General features: G+C 55.1%; 15 protein-coding genes. 6 read left to right on the plus strand and 9 right to left on the minus strand.

The annotated features are described in order from the left end of the window. Positions 1-10: 10 nt before the first annotated feature. Positions 11-1,399, minus strand: coding sequence for a sugar porter family MFS transporter (locus AC2LB6_RS05500; RefSeq protein ID WP_490092757.1), 1,389 nt, complete (start codon positions 1,397-1,399; stop codon positions 11-13). Between the two features lie 271 nt (positions 1,400-1,670). Here AC2LB6_RS05500 and AC2LB6_RS05505 point away from each other — a divergent pair, with 271 nt between their 5' ends. Next, positions 1,671-2,330, plus strand: a complete 660-nt coding sequence (locus tag AC2LB6_RS05505) for an epoxyqueuosine reductase QueH (protein ID WP_022623997.1) — start codon at positions 1,671-1,673, stop codon at positions 2,328-2,330. On the opposite strand, the gene AC2LB6_RS05510 is transcribed toward AC2LB6_RS05505, so the two are convergent. Further along, on the minus strand, positions 2,331-2,831 hold the full coding sequence (locus tag AC2LB6_RS05510; protein ID WP_490092758.1) for a helix-turn-helix domain-containing protein: 501 nt from the start codon (positions 2,829-2,831) through the stop codon (positions 2,331-2,333). A gap of 345 nt (positions 2,832-3,176) precedes the next feature. On the opposite strand from AC2LB6_RS05510, the gene AC2LB6_RS05515 reads away from it, so the two are divergent. After that, the gene (locus AC2LB6_RS05515) at positions 3,177-4,199 is read left to right on the plus strand and encodes an alpha/beta fold hydrolase (protein ID WP_490092759.1); all 1,023 of its coding nucleotides are present in this window, start codon (positions 3,177-3,179) and stop codon (positions 4,197-4,199) included. 26 nt (positions 4,200-4,225) lie between these two features. Here the strand turns inward: AC2LB6_RS05515 and AC2LB6_RS05520 are convergent, their stop codons facing one another. The 5 genes from AC2LB6_RS05520 to uxuA all read right to left on the minus strand — a co-directional run bounded on the left by AC2LB6_RS05520 (position 4,226) and on the right by uxuA (position 11,430). Beyond that, positions 4,226-5,194, minus strand: coding sequence for a GGDEF domain-containing protein (locus tag AC2LB6_RS05520; RefSeq protein ID WP_490092760.1), 969 nt, complete (start codon positions 5,192-5,194; stop codon positions 4,226-4,228). Positions 5,195-5,296: 102 nt separating this feature from the next. Then, positions 5,297-6,274: a porphobilinogen synthase gene (gene hemB / locus AC2LB6_RS05525; protein ID WP_010671515.1), complete on the minus strand. Its 978-nt coding sequence runs from the start codon at positions 6,272-6,274 to the stop codon at positions 5,297-5,299. Positions 6,275-6,401: 127 nt separating this feature from the next. After that, positions 6,402-7,907 (minus strand): glycine betaine/L-proline transporter ProP, encoded by a 1,506-nt coding sequence (proP, locus tag AC2LB6_RS05530; RefSeq protein WP_425030034.1) that lies wholly within the window; start codon positions 7,905-7,907, stop codon positions 6,402-6,404. A gap of 448 nt (positions 7,908-8,355) precedes the next feature. Beyond that, entirely contained in the window at positions 8,356-9,963 is a 1,608-nt protein-coding gene (locus AC2LB6_RS05535; RefSeq protein ID WP_490092761.1) for an EAL domain-containing protein, read from the minus strand. A 282-nt stretch (positions 9,964-10,245) separates the two neighbouring features. After that, the gene (gene uxuA / locus AC2LB6_RS05540; protein WP_490092762.1) at positions 10,246-11,430 is read right to left on the minus strand and encodes a mannonate dehydratase; all 1,185 of its coding nucleotides are present in this window, start codon (positions 11,428-11,430) and stop codon (positions 10,246-10,248) included. A 149-nt stretch (positions 11,431-11,579) separates the two neighbouring features. Between uxuA and AC2LB6_RS05545 the strand changes: the two genes are divergently transcribed. Continuing rightward, positions 11,580-12,263 (plus strand): FadR/GntR family transcriptional regulator, encoded by a 684-nt coding sequence (locus AC2LB6_RS05545; RefSeq protein ID WP_490092860.1) that lies wholly within the window; start codon positions 11,580-11,582, stop codon positions 12,261-12,263. Here the strand turns inward: AC2LB6_RS05545 and AC2LB6_RS05550 are convergent. After that, on the minus strand, positions 12,252-13,307 hold the full coding sequence (locus AC2LB6_RS05550; RefSeq protein ID WP_490092763.1) for an AI-2E family transporter: 1,056 nt from the start codon (positions 13,305-13,307) through the stop codon (positions 12,252-12,254). The two genes, AC2LB6_RS05545 and AC2LB6_RS05550, sit on opposite strands and share 12 nt — an antisense overlap. 288 nt (positions 13,308-13,595) lie before the next feature. On the opposite strand from AC2LB6_RS05550, the gene AC2LB6_RS05555 reads away from it, so the two are divergent. Then, positions 13,596-14,819, plus strand: a complete 1,224-nt coding sequence (locus AC2LB6_RS05555; protein WP_490092764.1) for an MFS transporter — start codon at positions 13,596-13,598, stop codon at positions 14,817-14,819. 75 nt (positions 14,820-14,894) lie between these two features. Here AC2LB6_RS05555 and AC2LB6_RS05560 read toward each other — a convergent pair whose 3' ends face one another. Further along, positions 14,895-15,710 carry a TIM barrel protein gene (locus AC2LB6_RS05560; RefSeq protein ID WP_490092765.1) on the minus strand — a complete coding sequence of 272 codons (816 nt, stop codon included), beginning with the start codon at positions 15,708-15,710 and terminating at the stop codon, positions 14,895-14,897. A gap of 421 nt (positions 15,711-16,131) precedes the next feature. On the opposite strand from AC2LB6_RS05560, the gene AC2LB6_RS05565 reads away from it, so the two are divergent. Next, positions 16,132-17,637, plus strand: coding sequence for a CoA-acylating methylmalonate-semialdehyde dehydrogenase (locus AC2LB6_RS05565; RefSeq protein ID WP_090966892.1), 1,506 nt, complete (start codon positions 16,132-16,134; stop codon positions 17,635-17,637). A gap of 119 nt (positions 17,638-17,756) precedes the next feature. Next, on the plus strand, positions 17,757-18,575 hold the full coding sequence (iolB, locus tag AC2LB6_RS05570; RefSeq protein WP_490092766.1) for a 5-deoxy-glucuronate isomerase: 819 nt from the start codon (positions 17,757-17,759) through the stop codon (positions 18,573-18,575). The last annotated feature ends 92 nt before the right edge of the window (positions 18,576-18,667 follow it).

Consider the following 18,667-nt stretch of genomic DNA (forward strand, 5'->3'; position numbering starts at 1 on the left):
TACGGGGCGGTTACGCCCCGATGTCACGCAGTGCCTTACCCTTCATCAGGTTGCGTTCAATGTGCTCCAGCGTCACATGTTTGGTCTCTGGTACCAGCATCATCGTCAGTACAATAAACACCAGGTTGAGCGCGCCGTAGAACCAGAAGGTGTTGGCATTCCCCAGTTGATCCAGCATGGTCAGGAAGGTGGCACCCACAATCATATTGCCAACCCAGTTAGTGGTAGTGGAGGCGGTAATGCCGAAGTCACGCCCTTTCAGCGGCTGAATCTCTGAGCAGAGCAGCCAGACCACCGGTCCGGCCGCCATCGCAAAGCCGACGATAAACATCAGCAGCATCGCAACAGCAAAGTATTTGCGGAAATCGGTTTCAACGCCCATGTGCAGCAGCGTTCCCAGCACGCCCATGCCCACCGCCATCACCAGAAAACTGGTGGTGAGCATGGGTTTGCGACCCCAGCGGTCGACAAAGAAAATCGCAATCAGCGTGGCCAGCATATTGACCAGTCCGACAATCACCGTGCCCCACATCTGCTCACTGGTGCTGGAGAATCCGGCAATATTGAAGATTTTCGGGGCGTAATACATCACCACATTCATGCCGGTAAACTGCTGCATCACCTGTAGCAGCATGCCGAGCCAAACCGCGCGGCGGAAATTGCCATTAGAGCGGAAAAGCGACCAGCCACGCTGCTTCACCTGCAGGCTCTCACGGATCTCTTCCAGCTCCTGGCGGGCCTGCTCGCTGCTGTTACGCAGCCGATCCAGCACCCGCTGCGCCTCGTTAAAGCGTCCGTGTGCTGCCAGCCAGCGCGGACTGTTGGGCAGAAACAGCACGCCGATAAACAGGATCACCGCCGGAATGGCGATAACGCCCAGCATCCCGCGCCAGTTGCCGCTGTAGCTGAACGCGGTGTCGGAGAGATAAGCCACCACGATGCCGGTGGTCAGCATCAGCTGATACATCGAAATCATTGAGCCACGAATACGTTCCGGCGCAATCTCTGCCAGATAGAGAGGCGCGGTGTAAGAGGCGATCCCCACCGCCAGACCCAGCATCACGCGGGCGCAGACCAGCGACTCCACGTCGGGTGAAAAAGCTGACCACAGCGAACCAATCACAAACAGCGTCGCGCCTGCCAGCATGCTTTTCTTACGTCCCAGCTTTGATGACATCCAGCCCGCCGCCAGCGCACCCAGCGCCGCACCAAACATCATCGAACTCACTACCCACTCCTGCTGATGGTTAGTGATCTGCAACTCCTTCGCCAGAAACGGTAAGGCACCTGCAATGACGCCGATATCCAGACCAAACAGCAGGCCGGAGAGCGCCGCCATAAAACAGACGAACCAGGTAAAGCGGTTCTGTTGATTTCCCGATTTTTTTGCCGTAACCATGCCGGTCTCCTTGCAGTGATTCAATGTCAATATTGTTAATGTTATGTAAACATAGCCGATGCCAGTGTGGGGCCGATCACACTTCCGGCCATCGCCGGGGTGACACAGCCTTATCGCGATAAGAACGTAATAGAGATCAGCGGGGTGGCGCAGCGAGGGGAAACCGCGGCAGAGGCACGAATACGCAAAGCAGGGCAGTTCGGGTCAGGTTTTGCAACTGTCCGCCTGCGGCATTACACTGCCGCTTTTGTGCCATTGATTGAAGGTGCTTATGTCTGAACCTTTCCAGCGTCAGCCGCTGCCTTTGCCGGGCGGCCATAAAAAAGTCCTGCTGCACTCCTGTTGCGCACCTTGTTCGGGTGAAGTGATGGAAGCGATGCTGGCATCCGGCATTGAATACACCATCTATTTCTACAACCCGAATATTCATCCGCTCAAAGAGTATGAGCTGCGCAAAGAGGAGAATATTCGCTTTGCCGAAAAATTTGGCGTGCCGTTTATTGATGCGGATTACGACCGGGATAACTGGTTTGAGCGGGCGCGCGGGCTGGAGTGGTCACCGGAACGGGGTGAACGCTGCACCATGTGTTTTGATATGCGCTTTGAGCGCACGGCACTGTACGCCCATGAGAACGGCTTCCCGGTGATGACCAGTTGCCTGGGTATTTCACGCTGGAAAGATATGAAACAGATTAACAGTTGTGGTGTCCGCGCAGCGGCGGCCTATCCGGATCTGATGTACTGGGATTTTAACTGGCGTAAAGGCGGCGGGTCGTCGCGCATGATTGAAATCAGCAAGCGCGAGAGCTTTTATCAGCAGGAATATTGTGGCTGTGTCTATTCACTGCGCGACACCAATCGTCATCGCGTCACCCAGGGGCGTGAGCGCATTCAGATTGGTGTGCAATATTATCAGCCGGATGAATCATGATTAATTGAAATCGCGGAAAGCCTCTGCCTGCGCATATCCGCGCACTAAGGGCGTAACAGGCCGGACTGTTACGCCACAGCTCGGCTTTATGCTTCCTGGCCGCACATAGCTGCACAGCGCACAGGGATCATCAACCTCGGCCATCTGCTGCTTCGCATCCTCATTCATCAGGCGTTTGCGACAGGCGCTCGGCGTGCAGCCCATAATTTGCTTAAAAGAGCGGGTAAAAGACTGCTGGCTTTCAAAATGATATTTCAGCGCCAGGCTGATAATGGGCGTGCGGCTGTTCTTTAAATCATTCACACTGGCGTTCAGCTTTTTCTTACGAATATAACGCGCCAGCGTTTCATTATGGTAACGGGCAAAAAGTTTCTGTAAGTACCATTTAGAGTAACCTGCCTTTTCTGCAATATCATCAACGCTTAAACGCTGATCCAGATTATTATTAATCCACTCAGTGATGGAGACGATCACGCTTTCATTATATTTATTTTCGTTCATAGATACCCCCCCTTTTTAATTTAGGAGAATTCTAATTAATTTATCTTAATGTGCTTATTCTTTGCGTAAAGTTTTTTCAGTATTTGAATCGTTATCTCTTATAATATTCATTTGAAGTGCAGTTATTAATAAATAAGATGAATTGTGATTAATTTGTTGGTAATTATAGATGAATAGATAAGTGATTCAGACTGACAGTCAATAAGGCGAGGCATTATTCTGCTGCCAGCCTCCGGGTTAACCCTGCCAGCGTCTGTGTAATCAACGCGATAGCACGGCCCATCAATAGATTTTTGGCTGTGACCTGCCAGGCTTAGGACTCACCTTTAACCTGGAGAACCCCGGATGAGCCCGACATATGCGCTGAAAAAACCGCTTGCCGCCTTGCTCACCTCGCTGGCTTTATTTGCTCAGGCATCGGCCAGTACCGCGCCTGTCTATGGCGAGCAGCTGGAAGGATTTCAATATCCTTATCCTCTGCAGCATTTCGATTTTCAGTCCCAGCAGCAGTCGCTGAGTATGGGTTATATGGATGTGAAACCGGCGCAACGGGCCAATGGCAAAACCGTGGTGCTGATGCACGGTAAAAACTTCTGTGGCGCGACCTGGGAAGAGACCATTCGCGCACTGACTCAGCAGGGATATCGCGTGATTGCGCCCGACCAGATTGGCTTCTGCAGCTCGACCAAGCCCGCCAGCTATCAATACACCTTTCAGCAGCTGGCGGAGAACACCCATCAGCTGCTTGCCCGGCTGGGTGTGGAAAAGGCGGTGATTGTCGGTCACTCTACGGGCGGGATGCTGGCAACGCGTTATGCGCTGATGTATCCGGAACAGACGCAGAAGCTGGTGCTGGTCAACCCGATTGGGCTGGAGGACTGGAAAGCCAAAGGCGCGCCGTGGCGTTCGGTGGATCAGTGGTATCAGCGTGAACTCAAACTCAGCGCAGCGGGCATTAAGAAGTATGAGCAGCAGACTTACTATGTCGGGCGCTGGAAACCGGAATATGACAAGTGGGTCGATATGCTGGCCGGACTCAACAGCGGGCCGGGGCATCAGAAGGTGGCGTGGAACTCGGCTTTAATCTACGACATGATTTTCACGCAGCCGGTATTTTATGAATTCGGCGATTTAAAAGTGCCGACCACTCTGATGATCGGCACCTCAGACACCACGGCCATTGGCAGTGATATCGCCTCTGCGGAGGTGAAAGCCCGGCTGGGTGATTACGCGGTGCTGGGGAAAGAGACGGCAAAACGTATTCCGGGCGCGCGCTTAATTGAATTTTCCGGTATGGGACACGCGCCGCAAATGGAAGAACCGGCAACGTTTAATCAGAAACTGCTCGACGATCTGGCCCGGCCCTGAACTGTCAGGCGCTGCGGCGCCTGACCTTATAACGCGATGCGTTTCTGCTTTTTGCTGAGGTACATCTGCTCATCGCTGTCGTGCAGCAGCTGTTCCAGCGACTGCGGATTCGCCGCGTCAAACTCCACGACACCGGAAGAGAATTGCAAACGGTAACGACGGTTCAGGCTGATCGACTGCTGTTGCAGATAATGGTCGAACTGCATGAGCAGCGTTTCACTCTGCTGCTGCTGCAGGCCATTAAACAACACAACAAACTCATCACCGCCCAGACGGGCAAACAGATCAGAGTGCTTGAACACCACTTTCATCGCATCGGCGAAGTCCATCAGCGCGCGGTCGCCTTCGCGATGGCCCAGCGTGTCATTAATCTGCTTAAATTTGTCGAGATCGAGGAAGGTCAGGCAGGCGGGACGGTTCTTCATCCGGCACTCATTCAGCACCATCTGGCCCAGCGTCATAAAGCCGCGGCGATTGGTAATCTGCGTCAGTTCATCACAGGTGGCGGCCTGAAAGGCGACCAGTTCCGCCTCGGCCATGGCAGCCAGGTCGCGCATCGTGGCCTGGTCCTCTTCATTAAACTGACGCGGCTCACGACCAATAATACAGAGCGTACCCATTTTAGCGCCGCCTGGCGCCCGCAGCGGACAGCCCGCATAAAAGCGAATGTGCGGATCGCCGGTCACCAGCGGATTATCATGAAAACGTTCATCTTTTAATGCATCTTCAACGATCATGATCTCAACCTGCAGGATGGCATGGGCGCAAAAAGAGATGTTCCTGGGCGATCCTGTAGGTTCATAGCCCTGAGCAGATTTAAACCACTGATGATCCGCTTCCAGCAGGCTGACTAGCGCGATAGGAACGTCATACAGGCGGCGTGCCAGCCGGGTTAAACGATCAAAACGCTCTTCCGCTGGGGTGTTCATTATGTTCAGCGCACGCAGCTGCGATAAACGTTGTGCCTCATCGGCGGGGATTTCAGGTGCTTTCATCACAGAGCCCTTTGTTTTCTAGCTGAAGCCAGGTTCTGGTGTTTGCCTTACAGCGAAGAAGAAGAGCGTGATATAGCGACCACGCTCTTTATGAGGAGGGGATCAGAGCACTTTTTGTTCGGCGAGATCAAGGGCGAAATAGCTGAAAATGAGGTCCGCACCGGCGCGTTTAATCGCACCGAGACTTTCCAGCACCACATTACGCTCATCAATGGCACCTGCCTGTGCGGCAAATTTGATCATCGCGTATTCACCACTCACCTGATAAGCCGCCAGCGGCAGTTCGGTACGTTCGCGGATGTCGCGCAGGATATCCAGATAAGCGCCTGCCGGTTTCACCATCAGGGAATCTGCGCCCTGTGCCGCATCAAGCAGCGATTCACGGATCGCTTCACGGCGGTTCATCGGGTTCATCTGGTAGGTTTTACGATCGCCTTTCAGTGCTGTACCCGCTGCTTCACGGAACGGGCCGTAAAACGAGGAGGCGAACTTGGTGGAGTAGGACATGATGGCGGTCTGGGTAAAGCCCGCAGCGTCCAGTGCCCGGCGAATCGCCTCGACCTGACCATCCATCGCCGCTGACGGGGCGATGAAATCTGCACCGGCGGCTGCGGCAACCACCGCCTGCTTGCCCAGGTTTTCCAGTGTGGCATCGTTATCGACGCCGTGATCACAGAGCACGCCACAGTGGCCGTGGCTGGTGTATTCACAGAAGCAGGTATCAGACATCACGATCATTTCAGGCACGGTATCTTTGCAGATGCGCGACATGCGCGCCACCAGACCGTTTTCGTTCCAGGCATCGCTGCCGGTGGCATCGGTATGGTGCGAAATACCAAAGGTCATCACCGAGCGGATACCCGCTTTGGCGATACGCTCAATCTCATAGGCGAGACGTTTTTCCGGAATACGCATCACGCCAGGCATCGCCTGAATCGCTTTGTAATCGTCGACTTCTTCTTCAACAAAGATAGGCAGAGCCAGATCGTTCAGGCTCAGGGAAGACTCCTGGAACATTTCACGCATGGAAGCGCTGGCGCGCAATCTTCTTGGGCGCTGGATAAGGGAATAATCAGACATTTTCATTCTTACGCAGGTGAAAAAAGTAACAACAGTTTACTCCCTTTGCCCGCGAGGTATGAAGGTTTGTGTGCGGTAAGAGAGGGGAAAAAGGACTCTCCCGCCGGGCGGCGGGAGAGCAGAACCATTACTCGTTGATATCCGGATGCTGCTGCACCAGGTTTTTACGTTTCGCTTCCAGACGGGAGATCTCTTCGTCAATATCTTCGATTTTGTGCTCGATATTATCGTGATGCTCCTGCAGGATTTCGCGCGCTTCTTCCATATCCGAGGCTGCCGGTGTCGCGCCTTTCAGCGGCTTATTGGCAGTTTCTTTCATGTACAGACCGGTAATCAGACCAATGACCGCCACCACCATCAGATAGTAAGCTGGCATGTAGAGGTTATTAGTCGTTTCCACCAGCCAGGCGGCCAGAGTAGGCGTCAGACCGGCAACCAGTACCGAAATGTTAAACGCACTCGCCAGCGCACTGTAGCGGATATGGGTCGGGAACATGGCAGGCAGTGACGAAGCCATCACGCCAGTAAAGGCATTGAGGATCACTGCCAGTAACAGCAGACCGCCAAAAATCAGTCCCAGCACGCCACTGTTGATCATCATGAAGGCGGGTATCGCGAAAATCATCAGGGCGATACTGCCGATAATGACAAACGGACGACGGCCAAAGCGGTCACTCATCATGCCGATCATCGGCTGAACAAACAGCATACCGATCATGATGGCGATAATAATCATCACGCCGTGATCTTCGCTGTAGTGGAGGTTGTGCGACAGGTAGCTCGGCATGTACGTCAGCAACATGTAGTAGGTGACGTTAGTGGCGATAACCAGACCGACACAGGAGAGCAGGCTGCGCCAGTGTTTGGTCGCAATCTCTTTAAACGATACCTGCGGACCATCCTGCAGGCCTTCGCGGTCGCCCTGTTCCAGTTTGTCCACGTGCTGCTGGAATGCCGGGGTCTCTTCCAGCGCATGACGCAGGTAAAGACCGATAATGCCCAGTGGCAGCGCGACGAAGAACGGCAGACGCCAGCCCCACTCAAGGAAGCTCTCTTCTCCGATAATGGAGGAGATCAGCACTACCAGGCCCGCGCCGAGCACGAAGCCCGCAATCGAACCAAAGTCCAGCCAGCTTCCCATAAAGCCGCGTTTGCGATCAGGCGAGTACTCGGCCACAAAAATCGAAGCACCGGTATATTCACCGCCCACCGAGAAGCCCTGAGCCATCTTCGCTAACAGCAGCAGAATCGGTGCCCAGATGCCGATGGAGGCGTAAGAGGGTATCAGGCCGATACAGAAGGTACTGATCGACATGATGATAATGGTGATGGAGAGGATTTTCTGACGACCATATTTGTCGCCCAGCATCCCGAAGAACAGTCCACCCAGCGGGCGAATAAGGAATGGAACAGAGAAAGTGGCGAGCGCCGCGATCATCTGAACACCCGGCGAAACGTCCGGGAAGAACACTTTACCCAGCGCATAGGCTACGAAGCCATAAACACCGAAGTCGAACCACTCCATCGCGTTACCCAGAGAGGCCGCGGTGATAGCTTTACGTAAACGGGTATCATCGATGATAGTGACATCATCGATCCCAATTGGTTTTACACGCTTCCTACGCAATTTCATAGAATTACCCTGTAATGGAACACGAAAGTTCTCAACGGCGCGAGCCGCGGTGAGTCATCAGATCGCTGCGTTGAGAAATTTAAGCATAGCCGTAAATAAGCGCTATTTACGCGCCGGCTGACACAATAATTACTGTTGTGATTATTGCGAACAGCGACAGAGTATACCGTTTTTGTGTGATATCTGTCATGTTTGAGCTAAAAATGGCCTTCAGTGGCGCGAGTTCTGGCTGTTTAACTCCGCAAAAAAATTATCACGCTGCGTGACGACCGCCGTTTTTTTCAGCAAATCAGGGGGCGTGAGAGGGAGATTAAAGGAAGCGCAGACGCCGCAGGTGGTTATCCGGTGTACTAAGCAGGGCGGCAGGGAAATCCGGGCAGACCACAAACAGGAGAAAAAGCAAATTAAGGAGCTATTCAGCCGGGAACCTGGTCAGTTCAGATTCAGTTCAGACAGTGGCCTTCTGCGGGGCATTAAGAAAGTGATCCGGCTCAACCGGCTGGTCACCCTCAGCGGCCAGCCAGGCGATGAGCGCCTCGTTGTCCATTGGGCGCGCATAATAATAGCCCTGGATATAGACCACGCCGCGCCGTTGCAGATAGCTGAACTGTAACGCGGTTTCGACGCCTTCCCCCAGCACTTCCAGCTCCAGTTCATTGCTGAGCTGGATAATGACATCCAGCACCGGGGTTCTGCCTTCCAGGGATTCAATCGCGCTGATAAAGCCGCGATCAATCTTCAGGTAGTCCAGGGTGAAAGTCTGTAAATAGCTCAGCGAACAGTGACCGGTTCCAAAATCATCAATGGCCACCTTCATTCCGCAACCGCGAAGCTGCTCCAGCTTGCGAGCGACCTCAGCGCCATCCTTGATCAGGCTGCGTTCGGTCAGCTCCAGGGTAATCAGGAACTGCTTATCTTTGATCCGCTCAGCAAACTGCAGCATATCGTCGACAAAGTCAGGATGCTGCAGATGATCCGCTGCCACGTTAATGGCCAGGTGGAAATGGGGCTCAACCTGCCACTCCTGCACATCCTCCGCGATTAAATCGAGCAGATGGCGGGTCAGCGGCACAATCATTCCTTCCGCTTCTGCCGCGCCGATGAAAATATCGGGCCGCACGCCGTTACCGTCGGGCGTGGTCCAGCGCAGGAGGGCTTCTGCGCCGCTGCAGCGTTGCAGCCGGTTGTCATAGACCGGCTGATAGTGCGCCCTGAACTGGCCGCTGGTGATGGCGCGGCGAATCTCATCGCGCCATGAAATACGTCGCTGAAGCCAGGTCGACATCAGCATCATTAGCAGAATAGAGAAAATAGCGGCCATCGGCATGATGATAAACATCACCTGACGCCAGGCGGAGATCAGCTCAGAAGGCGAGGCAATCAGCGTGACAGAGAGCGGATAGCGGTTTGAAGTAGCCTTATAAATCATGGGTTCCAACCAGCTGGACGCCGCGATTTGCGGATCGCCAAACGAGATCGACGCGCCGCCGCTGAACACCATACTGAAATGATAGAGGTGGGTGCTGCTGATAGCGCGCATAAAATCGATCAGGTACTGGCCATCAATAATTGCCCAGAATCCCTCGCCATCGGGCAGGTTGCGCATAAATATCACTGCCGGACGGTCGGGTACGCCGGATGTTCCGGCAATCGACAGGCTCCACCAGGCTTTTCCGGTAACGGGCGCGTCGCGCATAATCATATCTTTCAGGAAACCAGGCTCTGTCCCATAGGCCGAAGAGCAGGCAATTCTGTTTTCTTCCATTTTACCGACGCCACGGAAATAAGGATTCAGTGAGCCGATGCGCTGCAACTGGTTTTGAATCTGACGGCAGGGCTGGTGCTGAAACTGGCGCAGCACGGTGATCATATCCCAGGCGCTGTCGCTCATTCTCTCAGCCTGGGATAACAGGGTATTTGCTGCGCTCACTTGCTGCTGCTGCACGGTATGGCGTGCATCCAGGGCGGTGAAAAAAATGCCAATAATCAGAGGTAGCACGCCGGAGATAATAATTACCAGCCTGGCGTAGTCGCGTTTTCGTTTCAGTAGCGGCACCGCTGAATCCTCTGAGTATTATTTGTTGTATGCAGGGGCTGATTAGTCGCGCAGCATAGCATTTCTCCGGGCCGGGCAGATTAGCGTTTTTGCGATCAACAGAACTGATTCAGGTCAATTATCGACCAGACTTAGCAATTATTGACAGGTTGTTTTGCTTTCATTGGTATTCAGCAAAAAATCAGGCGAGAAAGTAGGACGGTCAGGTAAATGCGCAATCAGCTCTACCGGTCGGGAGGCACCCTGGCCCGCCAGCGGGCAGGCGCAGGGTAACCGTTTGACTTAATCGGAAAAATAGATCTGTTTCAGCGCCACTTCAACGCCGCGCAGCTCAGCAAGTCCTTTCAGGCGGCCAATCGCGGAATAACCCGGATTGGTACGCTTATGCAGGTCATCCAGCATCTGGTGGCCATGATCGGGACGCATCGGTATTGCCCGCTGGTTGCCCGCACGACGACGTCGCTGCTCTTCCGCCAGAAGGACCTTGATCACGCCAACCATATCGACATCGCCCGCCAGATGCGCCGCTTCATGGAAGCTGTTGGGGTTATCTTCACGCTTCGTCGCGCGCAGGTGGATAAAGTTGATGCGGTCAGCATAGGTTTCCGCCATCTCAACCAGCGCATTGTCGGCACGCACGCCATAGGAGCCAGTGCAAAAACAGAAACCGTTGTGCAGGCTGTCCACGGTCTCCTTCAGCCACTGCATATCTTCCTGGGTAGAGATAATGCGCGGCAGGCCGAGAATAGGACGCGGTGGATCGTCCGGATGCACCGCCAGTTTAATCCCCACTTCCTCCGCCACCGGCACGATGGCGCGCAGGAAGGTTGCCATATGCTCGCGCAGTTTCGCTTTGTCGATGCCATCATACTGTGCCAGCTGCGCCTGAAACTGATCCAGGGTGTAACCCTCTTCGGCACCTGGCAGACCGGCGATAATATTGCGCACCAGGGTGCTTTTCTCTTCTTCGCTCATCGCGGCAAAGCGCGCTGCGGCGGCCTTCTGCTCAGCAGCGCTGTAATCCTGCTCAGCACCGGGACGCTTCAGCAGATACAGCTCGAAAGCGGCGAAAGCGTCGGCGTCGAAGCGCAGGGCTTTTGCGCCATCCGGCAGCGTCCAGGCGAGGTCGGTGCGCGTCCAGTCCAGCACCGGCATGAAGTTGTAGCAGACGGTATCAATGCCGCAGGCGGCCAGATTGCGTATCGACTGCTGATAATTGGCGATATAGAGAAGGTAGTCACCACGCTGGGTTTTGATCGCCTCATGGACCGGGATGCTCTCCACCACCGACCAGACCAGACCTTTTTCCGCCAGCAGAGCCTGACGCGCTTTAATCTCCTCAACCGGCCATACTTCACCGTTAGGGATAGAGTGCAGGGCCGTCACAATGCCCGTCGCGCCCGCCTGACGCGCATCATCCAGTGAGACCGGGTCATTCGGGCCGTACCATCGCCATGTATGTTCCATTTTTACTCCTTACTGTGATGTGGCCCAGTGGTCAGGCCGCTGGGCCAAGAGTATGATAGTGGGCAAATCAGGGCCGTGATCCGGATCGCAGCATGACAAACTGCATCGGCGAAGAGATCGGTTTTAAATGCAATCATAGGGAGAGGATGATGACGCTACCCGTCATAAAAACCGAGCGGCTGTACCGTCAGATCGCCAACGTCATCATGGCTGGCATCACGCGCGGTGATTTTGTGGCCGGTGGCCTGCTGCCACCGGAGCGCGAGCTGGCAAAACAGCTGGGTGTCAGCCGCTCGTCAGTGCGTGAAGCATTGATTGCGCTGGAGATGACCGGCTGGGTCGATATCCGCACCGGCAACGGCGTTTACGTCGCTCAGCCGCTGCCGCAGGCCGCTGTTCCGCAGGAGAGTGAGACCTGCAGCCTGCAGGATCTGCTTCAGGCGCGTGAAGCCTTTGAGGGAATGCTGGCAGGATTTGCCGCACGTAATGGCACCGCCGGGCAGCGGGAGGAACTGCTGTCGCTGACCGCCGAATTGCAGCAGTACAATGAAAACGACGCGGCTTTTCTGGAGCAGGACAAGCGCTTCCACCTGCTGATCAGCGAGATGAGCGGCAATGATGTGTTACGTGACCTGCTGGAGCAGTTATGGAACCGGCGTCACAGCCCGCATGTGCAGCGACTGGAACGCCATTATGCCGATAAAAGCTTTGCGCAGGAGATGAACGCTGACCATCAGCAGATCGCCGACGCGATTGTGGCGGGCGATGAAGCAGCGGCCCGCCAGGCGATGGAAAGCCATCTGCAGCACGTGCAGCAGCGGCTACTTGGTTAATGCCCGCGCCCGCTTAGGTCGTCCGGTGCCCAGCATAATCGCCAGACGGCTGCCGCCTGGCGTGGTCTCCATCAGGATTTTGGTAATGCTGGTAAGCGGCACCGAGAGCAACATGCCGACTGGCCCGAGCAGCCAGCCCCAGAACACCAGTGACAGGAACACGACCAGTGTTGATAAGCCAAGACCGCGCCCCATCAGACGCGGTTCCAGCATATTGCCGAACACCATATGAATCGCGGTAAACAGCGCCGCCACCATTGCGGCATCAAACAGGCTGTTCAGTAACAGCGCCTGCAGAAAGGGCGGAATGCCGGCGATAATCGGGCCGATATTGGGAATAAAGTTGAGGATAAACGCCACGACCGCCCACAGCAGCGCGAACTTCACATCCAGCAGATAGAGACTCAGCCAGACGGCGATGCCGGTGATCAGGCTCACCAGGGTTTTCAGCGCCAGATAGTGCGTCACGCCTTTCAGCGCCTTATGCAGCCCGGCGATACGAATTTTGGGATTCACCAGCGCATTACGCATTTTGTAAGGCAGGTGATGAACCTCAAACAGCATAAAGACCACGGTCAGCACCAGCAGCACGGTATTGGTCATCGCGCCGGAAAAGCCGCTCAGCGCCACGCTTGCCAGGTTCATCATGGTGTTCGGGTCGAAACGCTGTATCAGCGCATCAGTTGAGATATTGAGATGAAAGCCCGCCGCCAGATGTTGCAGCACCGTCATTTTCTGTTCCATGGTGGTGCGCAGTTGCGGGTAGAGATCAGAAAACTCGCTCATTGAACTGGCGATGATGGCACCCAGCAGCAGGATACCGCAGAAGATAACGGTAATGACCAGTCCAATCGCCAGCCCACGACGGAAGCCTCGACGCATCAGCATTGTCACCAGCGGGTTCAGCACAATGGCAAAGAACGCCGCCAGCAGGAGCGGGACCAGAATATCTGACGCTGCCCGAACCCCGGCGAGGATGATGACCAGCATCGCCAGTTTTATCAGTATATTTTGTCCGATCTTTTCCCGTTGCAGCTCGCTCATTCTCTCTCTCATAACGTAATTTGGCTGTTGAAAGTGTAGCTGAAAGAAAATTAACAATCTGATTTATCAGAGAAACGGTAAAGCGCGGCGGCAAAAGGGCGAAGTAATCAGCACCACGTTACTCAGCTATAGTGGCAGAGCAGCCAAACACCCTTTTTCCCGATTTTCCCGATTTTTACGCCGCGTTCAGCTGCCCGATAACCGTACCATTGTGATGCGTGGGTGGCGAAAGCGGGTATAGTTAAAGGATAAACCTTATCATTCAGCCAAATACGAGCGCGAGGACTCATGCCTGAACAGCCTGCAGCGGAACAGAACGTCCCATCCGGAAACCTGAATATCTCTCTGCTGATCCTCTCTATTGTGGTCTACAACTTTGCCAGCTATCTCACCATTGGCCTGCCGCTGGCAGTATTGCCTGGCTGGGTGCATGACCAGCTGGGATTCAGCGCATTCTGGGCGGGTCTGGTGATCAGCCTGCAATATGTGGCGACGCTACTGAGCCGGCCACACGCCGGGCGCTATGCCGATATCTGGGGGCCAAAGAAAGTGGTGGTGACCGGCCTGGTGGGCTGTCTGATCAGCGGATTATGTATTCTGCTGGCGGCGCTGATTGCATCACCAATATGGAGCCTGACGCTGCTCTGCGTGGGCCGGTTGATTCTGGGCGTGGGCCAGAGTTTTACCGGCACCGGCACTTCGTTGTGGGGTGTGGCGCGGGTCGGTTCGCTGCATATTGGCCGGGTCATCTCCTGGAACGGCATCGTCACCTATGGCGCGATGGCGATTGGTGCGCCGCTCGGCGTGGTGATCTTCCAGGCAGGTGGCCTCTTGTGGCTGTCGCTGGTGATTGTGGCTATCTGCGTGGTGGGCATCGTCTGCGCCGTGCCACGTCCGACTGTAAAAGCCAGCCGCGCCAGACCGCTGCCGTTTCGGGCGGTGCTGGGAAAAATTGCTGGCTTTGGGGCGATTCTGGCGATGGGGTCGGCAGGTTTCGGCGTCATCGCCACCTTTATCACGCTGTTCTATCAGGATAAAGGCTGGGAAGGGGCTGCCTTTGCGCTCTCCCTGTTCAGCGTGGCTTTTGTCGGTGCGCGCCTGCTGTTTCCCAATGCGATTAACCGCCACGGCGGCCTCCGGGTCGCCAGCGTTTGTCTGGCGGTTGAGGCTGCCGGACTGTTTCTGGTCGCTGCCGCGGGTAATCCCTGGATGGCAAACGCGGGTGCGTTTCTGACCGGCGCCGGGTTTTCACTGGTGTTTCCGGCACTCGGCGTGGTGGCGGTTAAAGTCGTACCGCAGCAGAATCAGGGCAGTGCTCTGGCAACCTATACTGCCTTTATGGATCTGTCGCTGGGGATAACCGGGCCACTGGCCGGATTCATCATGAATTATGCGGATGTCTCACGCGTCTATCTGCTCACGGCGCTGCTGGTCTGTGTCGCGTTTTTCTGCACGCTGCGGCTGCTGCGGCATCAGGCATCGCTGTCAGCAGCAGACGGTCCTTCAGAATAAAAAAAATGGCCCAACAACGGGCCATAACGTCTTTTCAGACACAGATAAACTGATAAATTCTGGGTGCAACAGGCTTCAGGCCTGCAGCAGTTCAATATTGTGGCGGATCTGGCGTTCTATCTCCGCCGGGGTCCAGCTGTTGAGCTGGCCGGAGAAGGGCTCAAAAGCGTAGACGCCCTTGTAACCGAGAATTTCCAGCCGTTTAACCTGCACCAAGCTCTTCAGCACATCGTTATCACTCAGCATGATGCGTTCGTCATCGGTCAGTTCGGCAGTCGGACGCCGATCTTCCACGCCTGAAAGGTGCACCAGTCCAATCTGGTCAATATCGATCCCCGCCGGAAATTCCTGTTCAGCATTCTCATAGAGATGATGATGAAAGGTATCCAGCAGTAGCCTGAAGGGTACACCCGCCCCTGCGATCAATTCCTGCGCATGCACGATCGAACGCAGTGAGCTGACCGAAAATCCCAGCGGCTCCACCAGCCCCTGAATGCCATAGTGGGCAAAGCGCGGAGCCAGCGCCTGCATCGCCGCCTGAGTCTGCTGAGGCGACACGGTAATCCCCTCATTCAGCGGACACATCACCAGCGCTTTCGCCCCAATCTGTTGTGCTGTTTGTAACAGCGCCTCGGCCCGGCTTAGCAGCGCGTCATCAATGCGGTTAAATGGATAGAGCGCATTAATGGTGAGGATATCAATGTGATATCGGTCGGTCAGGGCGCGAAGCTGATCGGGGCCGAGATCGTCAGTAACGCTGCCACCCGGCATGTCATTACGCAGTTCAACCTTGCTCAGCCCCAGACGCTGAACCAGTTGAAAGAAGGCCTCCAGCGAGAGCCGGGGCGCAATTTTGCGGTTGATGCAGAAACGGGTGGGATCAATAGCCATGCGCTGACTCCGGGACAGGAGAATGTTGCGATTAAAGAGAACATTTATTTCATTAATAGTGAATTATGAAATGCAGATTATTAGATCAGCCTCGCATTAATTTCATATTTCGTTTCACCAATATGCATAAACGCTGGAGCGACTTCGCAGAAACACAACCGATCCGCACCACTGCGATTTCCCTGCTGCGCTAAGGCTGGCCGCTGTTAACGGCCTCCTCTCCTTGTAAAGCTATCCGTTATCGACGAGCGGGAAAAATGCGATCTGTGCCGCTAAAATCAAATTTTTCAAAAAGAACTATTTGAAAAATTTATTCCACTGTAATAGCTTCATAGCACGCTTTCAGGTTTGCCTGGTCAGGCAGTGTGGCAGGCCACAGGGTCTGTCTGCAGCGAACTTAACCATTTTAAGAGGCAACATCATGACAATCATAGGTAACTTTATTGGCGGTAAAACCACTTTCAGCGCCAGCAACGAAACCATTCCTGTTTACGATCCGGCAACCGGCAAAGTGGTCCGTGAACTGACGCAAAGTACCGCTGATGAAGTGGCCCAGGCGATTGGTGTCGCGCATGACGCGTTTGCAGCCTGGTCGAAAACTTCGCCGCTGCGTCGCGCTCGCGTTCTGTTTAACTTTAAAGCCCTGATGGAGCAGCACCGTGATGAGCTGGCGGCGCTGATTGTCTCTGAGCATGGCAAAGTCTGGTCTGATGCGCTGGGCGAACTGACGCGCGGCATTGAAGTGATTGAGTTTGCCTGCGGGATCCCTCATCTGCTCAAAGGCGAATATTCCCCGAACGTCGGCGGCGGCGTTGACAGTTTCTCGCTGATGCAGCCGGTTGGCGTCGTGGCGGGTATTACGCCGTTTAACTTCCCGGCAATGGTGCCACTGTGGATGTTCCCGATCGCTCTGGCCTGCGGTAACACCTTTGTGCTGAAGCCACCGGCGCTTGATCCTTCAGCGGCTGTGCGTATGGCCGAGCTGCTGACCGAAGCGGGCCTGCCGGATGGCGTATTCAACGTGGTGCACAGCTCTAACGAAGATGCTGAGCAGCTCTATAAAGATCCGCGTATCGCTGCGGTGAGCTTCGTCGGCTCTTCAGGCGTGGCTGAGCATATCTATAAAACCGCCAGTGCCCACGGCAAGCGGGTACAGGCGTTTGGCGCGGCGAAAAACCACGCCATCGTCATGCCGGATGCCGATCTGGATGCCACCGTCAACGCCATCATGGGCGGTGCGTTTGGCTCTGCCGGTGAACGCTGCATGGCACTGCCCGTTGTGGTCGCCGTGGGCGATGACACCGCTGACAAGCTGATTGCCCGTCTGACACCGCTGGTGAAAGCGCTGCGTATCGGCCCAGGAATGAGTCAGGGTGCCGATGAAAATGAGATGGGTCCGGTCGTCTCAGCCGCGCACCAGAAAAAAGTGCTGGGTTACATCGACAAAGGCGAGCAGGAAGGTGCGAAGCTGGTGGTCGATGGCCGTAACGTGCAGGTTGCAGGTCACGCTGAAGGTTACTACGTTGGCGGCACGCTGTTTGATAACGTCACTTCTGAGATGGTGATCTGGCGTGAAGAGATTTTTGGGCCGGTGCTGAGCATTATGCGCGCTCCGGACTACGACAGTGCCCTGCAACTGGTCAACAGCCATGAGTTTGGTAATGGCAGCGCTATTTTCACCAGCAACGGTCACACCGCGCGTGAGTTTGTGCAGAATGTTGAGGCAGGCATGGTCGGTGTCAACGTGCCGGTTCCGGTGCCGATGGCATTCCACAGCTTCGGCGGCTGGAAACGTTCCGTGTTTGGTGCGCTTAATGTCCACGGGCCGGATGGCGTGCGTTTCTATACGCGCATGAAAACTGCCACTGTGCGCTGGCCGTCCGGTCAGCAGACCGTGTCTGAATTCAGTATGCCAACCTTAGGCTAATTCATTTAAACGCTGATCACGGTGTGCGACCGGCAGGATAGTCTGCCGGTCGCTTTGTTCGCTGGCATTGTGCCCGCGTGACTCTCGCCGTGTTAATCGTGACAGAGAGGAGGATCAGGATGTCTTTACTGTCGAAAGCACAGGCCCCTGACGCACAGGGCCGTATTCAGCATGTCACGCCTGAGCGCGCTGGCTGGCGTTATGTAGGGTTTGATGCTTATCTGCTGAAGAAAGGGGAAACCCTGCGCCTCAACAGCGGTGACAAAGAGCTGTGTCTGGTGCTGGTGGCCGGGCTGGCCTCGGTGAAAACCCGCCATGCTGAGTTTCCCGGTATCGGTAAGCGCATGTCGCCGTTTGAACGCGTGCCGCCTTATTCCGTTTATGTGCCGCATGACGATGAAGTGGAAGTTTACGCTGACAGCGATCTTGAGCTGGCGGTCTGTAACGCGCCCGGTCAGGGAAATCTGCCTGCGCGACTGATTGCGCCAGCCGATGTTGGCGTTGAGCATCGTGGAAAAGGGCGCAACCAGCGTCTGGTTCATAACATCCTGCCTGACACTGCACCCGCTGACAGCCTGCTGGTGGTTGAGGTCTATACCAATGAGGGCGATACCAGCTCTTATCCCAGCCATAAGCATGACCAGGAGGAGAGTGAAAACGAAACCTACCTGGAAGAGACCTACTATCACCGTTTCGATCCCGAGCCTGGCTTTGCCATGCAGCGCGTCTATACCGATGACCGCTCACTGGATGTCTGTATGGCACCCTATAATCGCGATGTGGTGATGGTGCCGCGCGGCTATCATCCGGTGGCGACGCTGGCGGGTTATAACAACTACTATCTGAACGTGATGGCGGGGCCGGTGCGGCTGTGGAAATTCAGCTGGGAGAAAGATCACGCCTGGGTGAACAGCGATAGCTATCCGCGCAAAGCATAAGTCACTGCGGTTTTATCAGTGCGTGCATAGTGCGTGGATAGCATCAAAAAGGGCAGCCGATTGGGCTGCCCTTTTTACTGTGCGGAACGCAA

The organism is Pantoea sp. RCC30.1, assembly GCF_058148845.1.

What these genes read in the sequence shown, in the direction of transcription:
- AC2LB6_RS05510 (WP_490092758.1), bottom strand. Translation starts at nt 2,831, where the DNA reads ATGAACGAAAATAAATATAATGAAAGCGTGATCGTCTCCATCACTGAG.
- uxuA (WP_490092762.1), bottom strand. Translation starts at nt 11,430, where the DNA reads ATGGAACATACATGGCGATGGTACGGCCCGAATGACCCGGTCTCACTG.
- iolB (WP_490092766.1), top strand. Translation starts at nt 17,757, where the DNA reads ATGTCTTTACTGTCGAAAGCACAGGCCCCTGACGCACAGGGCCGTATT.
- AC2LB6_RS05565 (WP_090966892.1), top strand. Translation starts at nt 16,132, where the DNA reads ATGACAATCATAGGTAACTTTATTGGCGGTAAAACCACTTTCAGCGCC.
- proP (WP_425030034.1), bottom strand. Translation starts at nt 7,907, where the DNA reads ATGAAATTGCGTAGGAAGCGTGTAAAACCAATTGGGATCGATGATGTC.
- AC2LB6_RS05500 (WP_490092757.1), bottom strand. Translation starts at nt 1,399, where the DNA reads ATGGTTACGGCAAAAAAATCGGGAAATCAACAGAACCGCTTTACCTGG.
- AC2LB6_RS05550 (WP_490092763.1), bottom strand. Translation starts at nt 13,307, where the DNA reads ATGAGCGAGCTGCAACGGGAAAAGATCGGACAAAATATACTGATAAAA.
- AC2LB6_RS05520 (WP_490092760.1), bottom strand. Translation starts at nt 5,194, where the DNA reads ATGAAAGCACCTGAAATCCCCGCCGATGAGGCACAACGTTTATCGCAG.
- AC2LB6_RS05560 (WP_490092765.1), bottom strand. Translation starts at nt 15,710, where the DNA reads ATGGCTATTGATCCCACCCGTTTCTGCATCAACCGCAAAATTGCGCCC.
- AC2LB6_RS05555 (WP_490092764.1), top strand. Translation starts at nt 13,596, where the DNA reads ATGCCTGAACAGCCTGCAGCGGAACAGAACGTCCCATCCGGAAACCTG.
- AC2LB6_RS05505 (WP_022623997.1), top strand. Translation starts at nt 1,671, where the DNA reads ATGTCTGAACCTTTCCAGCGTCAGCCGCTGCCTTTGCCGGGCGGCCAT.
- hemB (WP_010671515.1), bottom strand. Translation starts at nt 6,274, where the DNA reads ATGTCTGATTATTCCCTTATCCAGCGCCCAAGAAGATTGCGCGCCAGC.
- AC2LB6_RS05545 (WP_490092860.1), top strand. Translation starts at nt 11,580, where the DNA reads ATGACGCTACCCGTCATAAAAACCGAGCGGCTGTACCGTCAGATCGCC.
- AC2LB6_RS05515 (WP_490092759.1), top strand. Translation starts at nt 3,177, where the DNA reads ATGAGCCCGACATATGCGCTGAAAAAACCGCTTGCCGCCTTGCTCACC.